16 protein-coding genes are annotated in these 13,839 nt (G+C 73.2%); 8 read left to right on the top strand and 8 right to left on the bottom strand.

The features are described from left to right. Window positions 1-18 precede the first annotated feature (18 nt). Both AB0927_RS23810 and AB0927_RS23815 read left to right on the top strand, forming a co-directional pair. On the top strand, window positions 19-396 hold the full coding sequence (locus AB0927_RS23810; RefSeq protein ID WP_366669713.1) for a BlaI/MecI/CopY family transcriptional regulator: 378 nt from the start codon (window positions 19-21) through the stop codon (window positions 394-396). A gap of 16 nt (window positions 397-412) precedes the next feature. Further along, window positions 413-1,342, top strand: a complete 930-nt coding sequence (locus tag AB0927_RS23815; RefSeq protein ID WP_366669714.1) for a M48 family metalloprotease — start codon at window positions 413-415, stop codon at window positions 1,340-1,342. Between the two features lie 30 nt (window positions 1,343-1,372). Here AB0927_RS23815 and AB0927_RS23820 read toward each other — a convergent pair whose 3' ends face one another. After that, complete coding sequence (locus tag AB0927_RS23820) at window positions 1,373-2,335, bottom strand: zinc-binding dehydrogenase (protein ID WP_366669715.1); 963 nt, start codon at window positions 2,333-2,335, stop codon at window positions 1,373-1,375. 94 nt (window positions 2,336-2,429) lie between these two features. Between AB0927_RS23820 and AB0927_RS23825 the strand changes: the two genes are divergently transcribed. Beyond that, a complete protein-coding gene (locus AB0927_RS23825) occupies window positions 2,430-3,068 on the top strand; it encodes a helix-turn-helix domain-containing protein (RefSeq protein WP_366669716.1) in 639 nt (212 codons plus the stop codon). A 170-nt stretch (window positions 3,069-3,238) separates the two neighbouring features. After that, entirely contained in the window at window positions 3,239-4,309 is a 1,071-nt protein-coding gene (locus AB0927_RS23830; RefSeq protein WP_366669717.1) for an adenosine deaminase, read from the top strand. Here AB0927_RS23830 and AB0927_RS23835 read toward each other — a convergent pair. After that, window positions 4,291-4,806, bottom strand: coding sequence for a DUF664 domain-containing protein (locus AB0927_RS23835; protein WP_366669718.1), 516 nt, complete (start codon window positions 4,804-4,806; stop codon window positions 4,291-4,293). The two genes, AB0927_RS23830 and AB0927_RS23835, sit on opposite strands and share 19 nt — an antisense overlap. Before the next feature lie 42 nt (window positions 4,807-4,848). Next, on the bottom strand, window positions 4,849-5,751 hold the full coding sequence (locus AB0927_RS23840) for a LysR substrate-binding domain-containing protein (protein WP_366669719.1): 903 nt from the start codon (window positions 5,749-5,751) through the stop codon (window positions 4,849-4,851). A gap of 108 nt (window positions 5,752-5,859) precedes the next feature. Here AB0927_RS23840 and mgrA point away from each other — a divergent pair, with 108 nt between their 5' ends. Continuing rightward, the gene (gene mgrA / locus AB0927_RS23845; RefSeq protein ID WP_366669720.1) at window positions 5,860-6,852 is read left to right on the top strand and encodes an L-glyceraldehyde 3-phosphate reductase; all 993 of its coding nucleotides are present in this window, start codon (window positions 5,860-5,862) and stop codon (window positions 6,850-6,852) included. Between the two features lie 193 nt (window positions 6,853-7,045). Here mgrA and AB0927_RS23850 read toward each other — a convergent pair whose 3' ends face one another. After that, window positions 7,046-7,429, bottom strand: coding sequence for a nuclear transport factor 2 family protein (locus AB0927_RS23850; protein WP_366669721.1), 384 nt, complete (start codon window positions 7,427-7,429; stop codon window positions 7,046-7,048). 287 nt (window positions 7,430-7,716) lie between these two features. Here AB0927_RS23850 and AB0927_RS23855 point away from each other — a divergent pair, with 287 nt between their 5' ends. Continuing rightward, window positions 7,717-8,127, top strand: a complete 411-nt coding sequence (locus tag AB0927_RS23855) for a hypothetical protein (RefSeq protein ID WP_366669722.1) — start codon at window positions 7,717-7,719, stop codon at window positions 8,125-8,127. On the opposite strand, the gene AB0927_RS23860 is transcribed toward AB0927_RS23855, so the two are convergent. Continuing rightward, window positions 8,080-9,381, bottom strand: a complete 1,302-nt coding sequence (locus AB0927_RS23860) for a streptophobe family protein (protein WP_366669723.1) — start codon at window positions 9,379-9,381, stop codon at window positions 8,080-8,082. The genes AB0927_RS23855 and AB0927_RS23860 overlap by 48 nt on opposite strands. A 188-nt stretch (window positions 9,382-9,569) precedes the next feature. Here AB0927_RS23860 and AB0927_RS23865 point away from each other — a divergent pair, with 188 nt between their 5' ends. Then, window positions 9,570-10,022, top strand: coding sequence for an ATP-binding protein (locus AB0927_RS23865; RefSeq protein WP_366669724.1), 453 nt, complete (start codon window positions 9,570-9,572; stop codon window positions 10,020-10,022). 35 nt (window positions 10,023-10,057) lie between these two features. Here AB0927_RS23865 and AB0927_RS23870 read toward each other — a convergent pair whose 3' ends face one another. Then, window positions 10,058-10,945 (bottom strand): RNA polymerase sigma factor SigF, encoded by an 888-nt coding sequence (locus AB0927_RS23870; RefSeq protein WP_366669725.1) that lies wholly within the window; start codon window positions 10,943-10,945, stop codon window positions 10,058-10,060. Window positions 10,946-11,246: 301 nt separating this feature from the next. Here AB0927_RS23870 and AB0927_RS23875 point away from each other — a divergent pair, with 301 nt between their 5' ends. Beyond that, on the top strand, window positions 11,247-11,729 hold the full coding sequence (locus AB0927_RS23875) for a VOC family protein (RefSeq protein ID WP_366669726.1): 483 nt from the start codon (window positions 11,247-11,249) through the stop codon (window positions 11,727-11,729). A 111-nt stretch (window positions 11,730-11,840) separates the two neighbouring features. Here the strand turns inward: AB0927_RS23875 and AB0927_RS23880 are convergent, their stop codons facing one another. Next, complete coding sequence (locus AB0927_RS23880; RefSeq protein ID WP_366669727.1) at window positions 11,841-12,746, bottom strand: aminoglycoside phosphotransferase family protein; 906 nt, start codon at window positions 12,744-12,746, stop codon at window positions 11,841-11,843. Between the two features lie 34 nt (window positions 12,747-12,780). After that, window positions 12,781-13,782 carry a zinc-binding alcohol dehydrogenase family protein gene (locus tag AB0927_RS23885; RefSeq protein ID WP_366669772.1) on the bottom strand — a complete coding sequence of 334 codons (1,002 nt, stop codon included), beginning with the start codon at window positions 13,780-13,782 and terminating at the stop codon, window positions 12,781-12,783. Between the last annotated feature and the right edge of the window lie 57 nt (window positions 13,783-13,839).

Genomic DNA, 13,839 nt, shown 5'->3' on the forward strand with positions numbered 1-13,839 from the left:
GAGGGTGAGGACGTTCCCATGACCGACGGCAAGGACGAACGCCGGCCGGCCGGTGGACTGGAGGCGAGCGTCATGGCCGCGCTCTGGGCCGCCGACGGGCCCCGGACCCCCGGGCAGGTCCAGTCGAGCTTGGGCACGGACCTGGCGCGCACCACGGTGACGACGATCCTCAGCCGCCTGCACGACAAGGGCGTCGTCGAGCGGCAGCGCAGCGGCCGCGGCTTCGTGTACTTCCCGGTCCAGGAGGTCCAGGACGCCCACGGCCTCACCGCCCGCCGGATGCACAGCGAGCTGGACCGGGACAGCGACCGGGAGACCGTGCTCGCCCGCTTCGTCGCCCAGCTCAGCCCGGACGACGAGCGCATCCTGCGCGACCTCCTCGAATCCGACGGCTGATGAGAGCGCCCGGCCGATGACCGCCCTGCTTCTGCTGCCGCTGCTGCTGCCCTGCGTCCTGCCGGCGCTGGCCCGGCGGGCCCTTGCCCGGCTGGCCCCGGCCGCCGCGCTGTGGGCGGTCACGGGCTGTGCGGTGGTCCTCGCCGGCTGTTCCCTCGCCGCGCTCGGCGCCTTCGTGCTGATCGGTCTGCTGCGGCTTCCCGTGTTCGCCGCGTTCGGCGAGTTCACCCACCCCCTGCACACCGCCCCCGCGATGATCGTCGTACCGGCCGCCGCCACCTCGGTCGGTGTCCTCGCCGTCTGCTGCTGGACCCTCGTCCGCTCGGTGCTGCGCCAGAGCCGGGCCTTCCGCGTGGCCCGCACCGAGGCCGGGCGGCGGCCCGCCGCCGGTGATCTGTGCGTGGTGGACTCGCCCCGCCCCGACGCCTACGCGCTGCCCGGCCGCCCGCACCGCATCGTCGTCACCACCGCGATGCTGCGCAGCCTGGACGGGCCCGAGCGGGAGGCGCTGTTCGCGCACGAGCGGGCGCACAACGAGGGCGGCCACCACTACTTCCTCGCCGCCGCCGAACTCGCCGCGCACTGCCACCCCGCGCTGCGGCCGGTCCGTACGACGATCCGGCTCGCCGCCGAGCGGGCCGCCGACGAGGCCGCGGCCGCGTGGGTGGGGGACCGGCGGCTGACCGCGCGGGCCATCGCCCGCGCGGCCCTCGCCGGGCACGCGTCCGCCACCCCGCGGCCCGCCTTCGCGGCCGCGGCGACCACGGGGCCGGTTCCGCAGCGGGTGCAGGCCCTCCTCGGTGCGTCGCCCGGCAGGCCCCGCGCTGGCCGGGCCGTCGCCGCGCTGCTCATCGCCTGCACCGTCCTGTCCGGGGCGACCTCGGCGGCCGGGCTGGCGGACTTCCACCACCGGGTGGAGGTGGCCCAGGGCGAGGAAGCGCCCTGAGGCGAGCGCCTTGGGTGCGGGCAAGGCGGGCTACGGTGTCAGCACGATCCTGCCGAAGACTTCACCCGCGTCCATCTTCCGGTGGGCCGGCCCGGCGTCGTACAGGGGCAGCAGTTCGTGGACCACCGCTTCGAGCTCGCCACGGCCGGCCGCGCCGAACAGCTCGCCGCGTACGGCACTCAACTCGGCCGGGGGGACGGTAGCCGCGCTGAAGGCGGCGAAGGACAGCGACTTCTGGAACGCCGCCATGATCCTCGTACCGAAGTCCGCGGGCGGCTGACCCGCGACGGCGCCCACGGCCACCATGCGGCCGTTCGGGTTGAGCCGGTCGAGGAACGACGGCATGTCCGCACCGGCCACGACGTCGATGATGACGTCATAGCCCGCCGGAGCCGCTTCCCCTCCGTCACCGGACCGGTCCAGCACATGGGTCGCGCCGAGCCGGCGCAGCCGCTCGCCGCGCTCGGACGACGACGTCGTGACCGCCACCGCGGCGGCACCACCGCGAGCCGCGAGCTGCACCGCCATGATCCCGATACTGCCCGCCGCGCCCCGCACCAGGACCGTCTCGCCGGGAGCGAAACGGGCGTGGCGAAGCCCGAAGTGGGCCACCGCACCGGCGCTGCCGAGCGTCACCGCGGCGGCGGAGGACAGGTCGTCGGGCAGGGGAAGCACCTGCTCGACCGGCGCGACGGCCTGTTCGGCGTAGCCGCCGCCGGTGCCGGTGGAGCCCCACACCCGTCGGCCGATCCACGACGCGTCGACGCCGTCACCGACCGCGGTGACGGTGCCCGCCACCTCGCCACCCGGGATGTGGCCCTCCTGGAAGCCGTAGGCGGCCAGAGCCCCGCTTCGGATCAGGATGTCGACACCACCGACGCCCACCGCCTCGGAGGCGATCAGCACCTGCCCGGCGGCAGGCGCGGGCACCGGCAGGTCGACCACAGCCAGACCCTCAGGACCTCCGAACGTCCGGATCGAGATTGCCTTCAATGTGATCTCCTGGTTTTCGGACCGCTCAAGCGCGAGAGCCTCTACGTCACGGACGGTAACGGACGCCCCCGTCCGTTTCGGTAAAGTGAGAGCGGTGACCGACCGTTTGCCTCATGCGCTGCGATCCGACGCGCTGGACAACCGCGAACGCATCCTCGACGCGGCCCGGGCGCTGTTCTCCGCCGATGGCCTGGACGTGCCGATGCGGGAGGTAGCGCGGCGTGCCGGGGTGGGACCCGCCACTTTGTACCGGCACTTCCCGACCAAGCAGACGCTGGTCGCCGAGGCCTTCGCGGACCAGTTGCACGCGTGCCGCGCGATCGTCGACGAGGGGTGCGCGGATCCCGATCCGTGGCGTGGCCTGTGCCTGGTGATCGAGAAGATCTGTGAGCTGCACGCTCGCGACCGGGGCTTCACCGAAGCCTTCCTGGCGGCCTACCCGGGGGTGAGGGATGTCGCCGCCGGTCGTGAGTACACGGTGAAAGCGGTCGCCGAACTGGCCCGGCGAGCCAAGGAAGCGGGGCGCCTGCGGTCCGACTTCGTCCTGGACGACCTGATTCTCGTCCTCATGGCCAACAAGGGGATCCACGCCGCTTCGACCGCCGCCCAGGTCCAGGCTTCCCGGCGCTTTTCCGGGCTGGTGGTCCAGGCGCTCGAAACATGCCCCCGGCACGCACCGCTGCCACCGGCGGCACGACTGGCCTCCGCGCCACCCCACGGCCCCTCGCGGTAGACGCCCAATTTCACCGCGGCGGAGCAGACCGCGGCACCCCGTTCGACACCCTTGGCGACGCGCGTAGACAACCCACTGGTTTTACGTATAACCTCACCGGCTAACCACTCCCGTCGGCACCGTCGGCCGCCTGATCGACCCCGGTACAACCTGCTGAGGAACGCCCTGCCATGACCGCCCCCCGCATCGACACCGACACCCTCCGCCGCCTCCCCAAGGCCGTGCTGCACGATCACCTCGACGGCGGTCTGCGTCCCGCCACCGTCGTGGAGCTGGCCGCCGAGGCCGGGCACCGGCTGCCCACCACGGACCCGGACGAGCTGGCCGCCTGGTACGTCGAGGCCGCCAACTCCGGCGACCTGGTGCGCTACATCGCCACCTTCGAGCACACCCTCGCCGTGATGCAGACCCGCGAGGGCCTGCTGCGCACCGCCGAGGAGTACGTCCTGGACCTCGCCGCCGACGGTGTGGTCTACGGCGAGGTGCGCTACGCCCCCGAGCTGAACACCCGGGGCGGACTGGGCATCGCCGAGGTCGTGGAGAGCGTGCAGGAGGGCCTGGCCGCCGGCATGGCGAAGGCGGCCGCCGCGGGCACCCCGGTGCGCGTCGGCACCCTGCTGTGCGGCATGCGGATGTTCGACCGCGTCCGCGAGGCCGCCGACCTGGCCGTGGCCTACCGGGACGCCGGGGTCGTCGGCTTCGACATCGCCGGCGCCGAGGACGGCTTCCCGGCCGCCGACCACCTGGCCGCCTTCGAGCACCTGCGCCGAGAGAGCGTGCCCTTCACCATCCACGCCGGCGAGGCGTACGGCCTGCCCAGCATCCACCAGGCCGTCCAGGTGTGCGGCGCCCAGCGCGTCGGGCACGGGGTGCGGCTGACCGAGGACATCGTGGACGGCAAGCTCGGCCGTCTCGCGTCCTGGGTGCGTGACCGCCGTATCGCGCTGGAGATGTGCCCCACCTCCAACCTCCAGACCGGCGCCGCCACCTCGATCGCCGAGCACCCGATCACGGAGCTGAAGGACCTCGGCTTCCGGGTCACCCTGAACACCGACAACCGTCTGGTGTCGGGCACGACGATGACCCGGGAGATGGCGCTGCTGGTCGAGGAGGCCGGCTGGGGCGTCGAGGACCTGCGGACGGTCACGGTGAACGCGGTCAAGAGCGCGTTCATCCCGTTCGACGAGCGCAAGGCCCTCATCGAGGACGTGATCCTGCCCGGCTACGCGGCCGCGCTCTGAACCAGCCCCTTGAGGTAGGCGGCCTGTCCGATGTGCTGAAGGTCGTCGGACAGGACGCTCACCAGGCGCACGCCCAGCGTGACCGGCGGGTCCCAGCGCTCGTCCACGACGCCTTCGAGGTCCTTGGCGGCCAGTGAGCGCAGCGCGCCGAGCGTCTGCTCGTGCACCGCGTCGTAGTACCCGGTCAGCAGGTCGGCGCTCTCGACCCGCACCTTCGCGACCTTGGCGGGGCTGTGCCCGTAGCCGGTGTCGGACCGGGGCAGGTCGAGGCCGAAGCGCTTCTCCCAGCCGTCGGAGAGCCACACCTGGTCGAGGCCGAAGGCGTCGGCGACATGGTCGTCCTGCACCCGCGTGAGGTGCCAGACCAGCCAGGCGATGGTGTTGGCGTCGGGCGCCGGGCGGTGGTGCAACTCGTCCGGTCCCAGGCCGTCGAGGGTTTCGTGGACTTCTTCCCGGATGCGGCCGTAGCCGTCGATGAGGATGTCCTTCGCATGCATACCGTCCACCATCACAGATCGGCGGCGCGCACGCGTCCGGAATCAGGAGGACCGGGGCGGTGTCCGGCCCTCCGCTTCGAGGAGGGCGACGAGGGCGCGGGCCGCGGGGCTGGTGGACCGCTCGGGCGGCAGCAGGGCCACCGTCTCGTACTCGGCCTCGCCCGTCCCCTTCAGCGGGAGCGCGGTGAGCGTGGGCCGCTTGTGCCGGAAGTGCCGGGGTACGACCGCGATGCCCAGGTTCTCGTCCACCAGGTCCAGCAGCGTGTGCACGTCGTTGACCTCCAGCGCGACGGTGCGCCGCACCCCCGCCGCGGCGAAGGCGGCGTCGGTGGCCCGGCGCGGGCCCCAGTCCGGGTGGAAGTCGACGAAGACCTCACCGGCGAGGTCGTCCGGGCACAGCAGCGCCCCGGTCGCGGCGAGCCGGTGGCGAGGGTGGCACAGCACGGTCATCGGCTCGCTGGTCAGCGACACCGAGCGCAACTGGTCGCCGTCCGCCCGGGTGCGGTACGCGAAGGCCAGGTCGAGGCGGCCCGCCGCGACCTCCTCGGCCAGCGCGCCCGAGCCCGCCTGGCGCAGCCGGATCTCCACGTCCGGGTGCGCGCCCCGGAAGGCCGCCAGCAGCCGGGCCACGTGCACGCCGGCGATGCACTGCTCGGTGCCCAGCGCCAGCGTGCCGCGCAGCACGCCCTGCACCGCCGCGACCGCCTCGTGCGCCGCGCGCACCTGTGCGAGGATCCGCTCGGCCTCCGCCAGCAGCGCCCGCCCCGCCTCCGTCAGCGTCACCCGCCGCGTGGTGCGTACGAACAGCGGCGCCCGCAGCTCCCGCTCCAGCGCCCGGATGGACGCGGACAGGCCGGACTGGGACACCATCAGACGTTCGGCGGCCCGGGTGAAGTGCTGGTCCTCGGCGACCGCGACGAAGTGCTGGAGATGGCGCAGTTCCATGATTGAGCAGCCTATCCGCTCAATTCCATCCGATTCTCCCGTTGGACCGCCGGCCGCCGCGCGGGGAATCCTGGACCGGTAGATCCATGCCCACCCCCTGGAGTCGCGTTGTACACCGCATCCCCCGACCGTTACGCCGAGATGCCCTACCGGCGCACCGGACGCAGCGGCCTCAAACTCCCCGCGCTGTCGCTCGGCCTGTGGCACAACTTCGGCCCCGACCGCCCCGTGGAGACGCAGCGCGCGATCCTGCGCCGCGCCTTCGACCTCGGCATCACCCACTTCGACCTGGCCAACAACTACGGCCCGCCGCCCGGCGCCGCCGAGTCCGCGTTCGGCGCCGCCCTCGCCGCGGATCTCGCGCCGTACCGCGACGAACTGGTCGTCTCCACCAAGGCCGGCTACCTCATGTGGCCGGGGCCGTACGGCGAATGGGGCTCGCGCAAGTACCTGCTCGCCTCCCTGGACCAGAGCCTGAAGCGGATGGGCCTGGAGTACGTCGACATCTTCTACTCGCACCGCCCCGACCCGGACACTCCGCTGGAGGAGACGATGGGCGCCCTGCACACGGCGGTCCAGCAGGGCAAGGCGCTCTACGTCGGCATCTCCAACTACTCCGCCGCACAGACCCGGGAGGCCGCCCGCATCCTCGCCGACCTCGGCACTCCGCTCCTCATCCACCAGCCGCGCTACTCGATGCTCGACCGGCGCCCCGAGGACGAGGGCCTGCTCGACGCCCTGGACGAAATCCAGGCCGGCTCCATCGTGTACTCCCCGCTGGAGCAGGGCCTGCTCACCGACCGCTATCTGAAGGGCATCCCGGAGGGCTCCCGCGCCGCGGGCGACAGCCCCTTCCTGAACCCGGAGGCGGTCACCGAGGACCTCGTCGGACGGCTGCGCGCCCTCCAGGAGATCGCCGCCGCCCGCGGCCAGAGCCTCGCCCAGCTGGCCCTGGCCTGGGTGCTGCGCGGCGGCAGGGTCACCTCCGCCCTGGTCGGCGCGAGCAGCGCACGCCAACTGGAGGACAGCGTCGGCGCCCTGCGCAACCTGGACTTCGACACGGAGGAACTGAAGCGGATCGACGCGATCATCCGACCGTAGCCTCGCACCGGCCGCGCGGCGGGTGCGAGCGCTTCGCCCCGCCCGCGCCGCCCATGCGGTTGCAGCGCGCCTCTTCCGCGCTGCCGGGCTCCGGTCGTATGGCTGTAGCGCGGGTTGCAGCGCGCCTCGCCCCGGCGGTGGGGCCGGAGTGCCGCCACCGCCGCCCCTGTGCCCGTGGCGTCGCTTCGTGACGTCACGCGCTCGTCGGTACCCGGTCCAGGAAACCCAGTACCTGGCGGATGCGGCCCTCCGCGTCCAGTGTGACCACGTCGAAGCCGGCGACCGGGGCCGAGCTGTCGGCCTCGTTCACCAGCTCCCAGCCGAAGCGCGCGGTGTCGTGGTGGCCGTCCACCGCGCCGAGCGGGCGGAAGACGAACCCCGGGAACTGCTCGTGGGCCGCGGCGATCACCGCCGCCACACCCTCGTGGCCGCGGACGTCGGCGAGCGGGTCGGTGTAGGAGCCGTCCGCGGCCCAGGCGGCGGCGACCGCCTTGCTCAGCGCCTCCGGCTCGGTGGCGTTCCAGGCCTCGAAGTAACGGGCGGCGGCGATCTCGTAGCGTTCGGTGATCACGGACATGGTGAATCAGCCTCCATCGATGTCGTCTGTGCTGGTCGGAGCCGGGTTCGGGGTTTCGCCGACCCGGTGTGACCACCATGCCCGAAGGCCGCCCGGCGGGTCGATTACCTCCGGGGTCATGCCCGGACCGCCCCGCGGAACCCCACCATTTCCATCGAAAAAGGTAGGGAACATGTCAACAGAGTGGCCGGAAAGTCGTGGTGACAGCGTTTCGGCCGGGGCGATACTCGAACATCGAGGGGCACTTCACCGCACAGGAGCCGGACGAGGCGACGGGGGAGTGATACGTGCACGACGAATTCCTGTGCCATGTCACGGCATACGGGGTGTGCGGCGGCCGGCGTATCGGCGTACCGCTCGGCACCTACCGTGCGCCCACCCTGGCGCTGGCTCTGTGGTGGCTGCGCGACCGCGCGTCCTGGATCGCCGAGCGGCTCGACCCCAGTCCGGAAGCGGTCCCCTTTCCGGCGGGGGCGCTGGTGCCGGTCGCGGAGACGGTGGCCGACGTGCCCGCCCTGCTGCGCGGCTGGTGCGCCGACGACGACCAACAGGAGCGCGTGGCCGACGAGTTGGCGGCGGGTCGGCTGGTGCGGATCGCCGCGAGCGACGACACCACGGAGTACGAGCTGCTCGCCGAGTCCGTCGACGCCCTACGGATGCAGCGCACCATTCCGGCGCTCGTGGTGCCCATCGGATGACCGGCGCCGGCGGCGCGCCGCCAGGGCGAGCAGACCGCCGAGGAACCCGGCGACCAGCCCCCACAGGGCGCCCAGGCCCACCGCCTGCCACGTCCGCGGCCGCAGCAGCAGTTCCCCGGACAGGCCGCCGCCCAGGTTGCCGATGCCGAGCAGGGACAGCCCGTAGTGCGCGGAGATCCGGCACAGCAGGCAGATCATCAGCGTGGTGAGGGCCAGCGCGACGCCCAGCCGTACGGCGTGCAGCCACAGCGGGGTCCCCGCCGGTGAGCGCAGGGCCGCCCGGACGGCGACCGCGAGCAGCAGCACCCCGGCCGCCACCGGCAGCCAGGCCATCCGGGCGTCGTAGTCGCTCAGCGTCCGCAGATCGACCTCCGAGACGTCGGGGGTGCGCAGCAGCACGTCCAGGATGTGCGGCACCGGCAGCCCGAACGGACCGTCCACCCGGCCGTGCCAGGTCGCCCCGAGGCCGATGGTCAGGGCGGGCCAGACCAGGTTGGGCAGGCCGAGCAGGATCAGCGCGAAAGTCGTTCTGGCGTGCCCCCGGGTAGCCGCGGTGACGAGCGCGACGACGAGCCCCACGGCGACCGCGGCCAGCAGCAGCTCCACCATCGCGCGGGCCGCGGGACGCGCCCGCTCCCGCCACCTCGGCGCTCGCCCCGGCAACGGCACGCGGCGCGCGGCGAGCAGCGCCACCACCAGCACCCCGACCAGCCACAGCAGCGCGAACAGCACGGTCAGCGGCACGTCCGCGGTGAACCCGATCCGCGGCTCCGCCTCGAACAGCGAGGTCAGATCGCTGAGGGTCCCGCTGCCCACGTCGACGGCGAACGTCTGCCGGGCGGCGAAGGCGAGCCCGGTCAGCGCGAGCAGCCACAGGACGACGACCCGGACGGCCCACCCGGCCAGCTCCCCGGCCGCGGTGACCGTCCCGTGCCGCAGCGGGCGCAGGAAACCCGTGCCGACCACCAGGGCGCCGGCCAGCGCCACGGACAGGGGGAGTACCGTGATCCCGGCTTCGGTCCTGGCCAGGGCGCCCGCGTTCCCGGTGAGCCGGACGCTGCCGCCGACCGCGGTGACCACGGTCGCGGCCAGCACTCGGGGGAACGCCCCGTCCGGCAGGCCGGCCGCGCCCGCCGCCCACAGGCCGGCCGCGGCCACCAGCACCATCACCGCGAGTCCGGTCAGCACCACGGCCAGGGCCTCGGGCCAGCCGTGCCGGGCGGCGGGCCGCGCGGAGACGGTCACAGGGCTCACGCCTGCCACGCTAAGCAGCGGCCGGACGCCCCGCCCGCCGGGGTGGTCCGTCCGCGCCGGTACGGACCGTGACGCGCGCCACTGTGCGCGCACGGCGAACGCCTGGACTGCGAGGCGCGGCCCGGGGTAAGAGGACTGGTGCGAATATCACCGAATGGACCGGGCCACCGGCCTGCGAAAGAGACAGCATGACGGATCATCTGGGCGGGGCAGTGATACCGACCGGTTTCGACGTACCCGTCGAGCCGCTGAGACGTGCGACCCATTTCACCGGCGAGCCCGGCTGCATCGCCGAGGCGCGGGCCTTCGCGGCCCAGTTCCTGGAGCAGCTGCGCACCGAGTGGTGCGCGAGCATCGACCGCGGTGCGGACGGCGAGCTGCTGCTGCTGGTCAGCGAGCTGGTCACCAACGCCGACCGGCACAGCAACGGCCCCTACATCCTGGAACTGGAGGGCACGGACACATCCGTCACGGTCTCCGTCTGCGACAGCAGCACGGCCGTGCCCCACATCTTCCCGAAGAACCCGCAGCGCGTCGGGCGGCACGGCCTGGAGATCGTCAACGCGCTCGCCGTCGAGGTCGCCGTCGAGCGGGTCCCGGTCGGCAAGCGCGTGATCGCCCGGTTCGACCTGCGGCGCTGAACGCCCGGCCGCGGTGCCGGGCGTTCAGCGGGGGCTCAGGCGCAGCCCAGCTCGCCCAGCATCCCCTGCCGCAACCGGGTGATGATCCGCTTGATCAGCCGTGAGACGTGCATCTGGGAGCAGCCGAGCCGTTCCCCGATCTCCGCCTGCGTGGCCTCCTCCACGAACCGCAGATGGATGATCTGCCGGTCCCGCTCGCTCAGCTCCGCCATCAGCGGCGCCAGCGCGTGGAAGTCCTCCACGAGGCTCAGGCCCTCCTCTTCCACGCCGATGAAGTCCGCGAGCACGGCCTCGCCGTTCTCGGGACCCTCGCCGGTGAGCGCGGCGTCCAGGGAGGAGGAGTTGTAGCCGTTGGCGGCGAGCTGGCCTTCGAGCACCTGCTCCTCGGAGAGGTTCATCAGGGTGGCCAGTTCCGCGACCGTCGGCTCCCGGTCGAGGCGGCTGGACAGCTCCTCGCGCGCCTTGGCCAGCTCCACCCGCAGCTCCTGGAGCCGCCGGGGGACGTGCACCGCCCATGTGGTGTCGCGGAAGAACCGCTTGATCTCGCCGACGATGTACGGCAGCGCGAAGGAGGTGAACTCCACCTCTCTGGACAGCTCGAACCGGTCGATGGCCTTGATCAGCCCGATCATGCCGGTCTGGACGATGTCCTCCATGTCGTCGCCGCGGCCCCGGAACCGGCCGGCCGCGAACCGTACGAGCGACATGTTCATCTCGATGAGGGTGTTGCGCGCGTACTGGTACTCGTGGGTCCCCTCCTCCAGTTCGGTCAGCCGACGGAAGAACTGGCGGGACAGCTCGCGGGCGTCCCGCGGGGCCACGGAAGTGGGGTCCGCGATGCCGGGCAGTGCCCCCGCGTCCGTCCCGTCCTGCCCGGTCCTCTCGGTGACCACTGTCTGCGACCGCATCCCGGCGGTATTCATTACCTCTCCCACGAAAGTCACGGTTCGACGTCTGCCTTTTCGGCCTGTGCGTCCGGTCCCTGCGCTGTTGTGTCCACGGCGCGTACCCCGGATCCGGCATTCCATTCCCGCCGGTGGGGTCGCTCACGGGACGGGTACCCCTGGTGACCCGACGCATGCGCATGCCGCACGGCACTGGCGTGAAACCGACGCTCTCCCCGCGTCGGCGCGCACCCGCGGGCCCCGGGCGGGTGCCACCGATGAGTTTCCGGCCGCACGCGGGTCTGTATCCCGACCGTGTTCTCCCAACGAGGAGGTGCTCATGACCACCGACGGTTTCACCACGTGTCTCTGGTTCGACGGCCAGGCGGAGGAGGCCGCGCACTACTACGTGTCGGTCTTCAAGAACTCCCGCGTCGACCGCGTCAGCCGCCACACCGGCGCCGGTCCCGGCCCGGAGGGCTCGGTGCTGACCGTCGAGTTCACGGCCAACGGCCAGCGGTTCCTGGCGCTCAACGGCGGCCCCCAGTTCACCTTCAACGAGTCGATCTCCTTCCAGATCCTCTGCTCCGACCAGCAGGAGATCGACCACTACTGGAACCGGCTCACCGAGAACGGCGGCGCGGGCGGCCCCTGCGGCTGGCTCAAGGACCGGTACGGCGTCTCCTGGCAGGTCGTCTACGACCGGCTGCCCACCCTGATGAGCGACCCGGACCCCGAGAAGGCCGCCCGCGCGGCCCGCGCCATGATGAGCATGGGCAAACTGGACGTCGCCGCCCTGGAGAAGGCGTACGCGGGGGAGTGACACGGGGGACACGGGGCCGGGCCCGGAGCCGGCCCGGCGCGCCGCCCGCATCCGGCTTTCGGGCTACCCGCCTTCCCGGCTATCCGCCTTCCCGCCTTCCCGGCTACCCGGCTACCCGGCCTCGGCCAGGATCTCGGCGATCACATGCCGGGAGTTCCGTGCCAGGGGCGGGTTGGTGTGCCAGTAGTACGGCAGCTGGATCAGCGCGACCGACAGCGCCCAGCCCCGCCCCCGCGCCCACTCCGCGTCGTCCGCGCCGACCGCCTTCCGGAAGGTGTCCCGGACGCGGGCGGGCAGCAGGTTCCACGCCGGCATGAGGTCCACGGCCGGATCGCCCACCCCGGCACAGCCGAAGTCGATCACCGCGCCGAGCCGGCCGTCCTCGACCAGCACATTGCCGGGGGACAGATCGCCATGGGCCCACTGCGGCGGACCGCTGTGCGCCGGGGCGGCCAGCGCCCGCTCCCACAGCGCCGTGACCGCACCCGCGTCCACCCGGTCGCCCAGCTCGGCGACGGCCGCGCGGGTCGCCCCGTCCCGCTCCCGCAGCGGACCACCCCGGTAGCCGGTCGGCGCCCCCTCGGTGCCGACGCGCCGCAGTGCCCGCACGAACAGCCCCAATTCCTCGGCCAGGCGCGCCGGTTCGGTCACCGCCCCCGCCACCGGGTTGGTCCCCTCCAGCCAGCGGTAGACGGACCAGGGCCACGGATACGCGTCGTCGTCGCCGGGCTCGTCCGACGCCACCGGCTCCGGCACGGCCACCGGAAGCAGCGGCCCCAGCCGGGGCAGCCAGCGCTGCTCGTGCCTCAGGTCCGGGACCGCCCCCGGGTGCCGGGGGAGCCGTACCACCAGCTCGGTGCCCAGCCGGAACATGGCGTTCTCCGTGCCGGAGGACGCGAGCCGCCGTACCGGCAGCGCGGACCACCGCGGAAAGCGGCGGGCGACCAGCCGCCGGACCAGGGGGGCGTCGAGGTCCAGCTCGTCCGGGCGCATCTTCTGTGGGTTCACGGCACCCATCCGAGCGCGCCGGCGTCCTCGCTGTCGAGCGAATTCACTCGGGCACCAGCACCGCCGCGCCGTCGAAGCGGCCCGCCTTCAGATCGCGCAGGGCGTCCAGGGCCCGGTCGAGCGGATAGGGGTGGGTGGTCGCGCGGACGCCGTAGCGGGCCGCCAGAGCGAGGAACTCCCGCCCGTCCGCACGGGTGTTGGCGGTGACGCTGCGCAGCTCCTTCTCGTAGAACAGGTCCGTCTCGTAGTGCAACGGCGGTACGTCGCTGAGGTGGATGCCCGCCAGCGCCAGCACCCCGCCCCGGTCCAGGGCGCGCAGCGCGACCGGCACCAGATCGCCGACCGGGGCGAAGAGGACCGCCGCGTCCAGCGGCTCCGGCGGCGGCTCGTCGAGGTCCCGCGCGGAGGCCGCGCCCAGCGCCAGGGCGAGCCTGCGCGAGACCTCGTCCCTGGTGATCACGTGCACGGTGGCGCCCTCCGCGAGCGCGACCTGCGCGCACAGATGGGCGCTGCCCCCGAAGCCGTACAGGCCGAGGCGTCCGCCGCGCGGCAGCGCGGAGCGGCGCAGCGCGCGGAACCCGATGATCCCGGCGCACAGCAGCGGCGCCGCCGACACGTCGTCCAGCGCCTCGGGCAGCCGGTAGGCGAAGGCGGCCGGCACGGTGGTGTACTCGGCGTAGCCGCCGTCCGCGTCCCAGCCGGTGTACTGGGAGCGCGGGCACAGGTTCTCGGCGCCCCGCGCGCAGTAGGCGCACACCCCGTCGGTGCGGCGCAGCCAGGCCACGCCCACCCGGTCGCCCGGCGCGAAGCCGAACACCTGCGACCCGAGACCGGCCACCTCGCCGACGACCTCGTGGCCTGGCGTCACCCCGGCCCGGCGCGCCGGCAGATCGCCCTCGGTGACATGCAGATCGGTCCGGCACACCCCGCACGCCCGCACCCGTACCAGCAGCTCGTCCGGTCCCGGGGCGGGCACCGGCCGCTCCACCAGCCGCAGCGGCTCGCCCTCGACCGGGCCCCGCGCCACCACCGACCACGCCCGCATCGTCATCGCCCGTGCCCTTCCGGGACCGCCGGTGTCCCCTCCCCAGTGTCCGGCAGC

Source organism: Streptomyces sp. NPDC048106, from assembly GCF_040706415.1.
GTDB lineage: Bacteria > Actinomycetota > Actinomycetes > Streptomycetales > Streptomycetaceae > Streptomyces.

Coding starts and splice junctions, on each gene's coding strand:
- AB0927_RS23880 (WP_366669727.1), bottom strand. CDS start 12,746: ATGGGTGCCGTGAACCCACAGAAGATGCGCCCGGACGAGCTGGACCTC.
- AB0927_RS23865 (WP_366669724.1), top strand. CDS start 9,570: ATGACGGATCATCTGGGCGGGGCAGTGATACCGACCGGTTTCGACGTA.
- AB0927_RS23875 (WP_366669726.1), top strand. CDS start 11,247: ATGACCACCGACGGTTTCACCACGTGTCTCTGGTTCGACGGCCAGGCG.
- AB0927_RS23810 (WP_366669713.1), top strand. CDS start 19: ATGACCGACGGCAAGGACGAACGCCGGCCGGCCGGTGGACTGGAGGCG.
- AB0927_RS23815 (WP_366669714.1), top strand. CDS start 413: ATGACCGCCCTGCTTCTGCTGCCGCTGCTGCTGCCCTGCGTCCTGCCG.
- AB0927_RS23840 (WP_366669719.1), bottom strand. CDS start 5,751: ATGGAACTGCGCCATCTCCAGCACTTCGTCGCGGTCGCCGAGGACCAG.
- AB0927_RS23835 (WP_366669718.1), bottom strand. CDS start 4,806: ATGCATGCGAAGGACATCCTCATCGACGGCTACGGCCGCATCCGGGAA.
- AB0927_RS23870 (WP_366669725.1), bottom strand. CDS start 10,945: ATGAATACCGCCGGGATGCGGTCGCAGACAGTGGTCACCGAGAGGACC.
- AB0927_RS23830 (WP_366669717.1), top strand. CDS start 3,239: ATGACCGCCCCCCGCATCGACACCGACACCCTCCGCCGCCTCCCCAAG.
- AB0927_RS23850 (WP_366669721.1), bottom strand. CDS start 7,429: ATGTCCGTGATCACCGAACGCTACGAGATCGCCGCCGCCCGTTACTTC.
- AB0927_RS23885 (WP_366669772.1), bottom strand. CDS start 13,782: ATGCGGGCGTGGTCGGTGGTGGCGCGGGGCCCGGTCGAGGGCGAGCCG.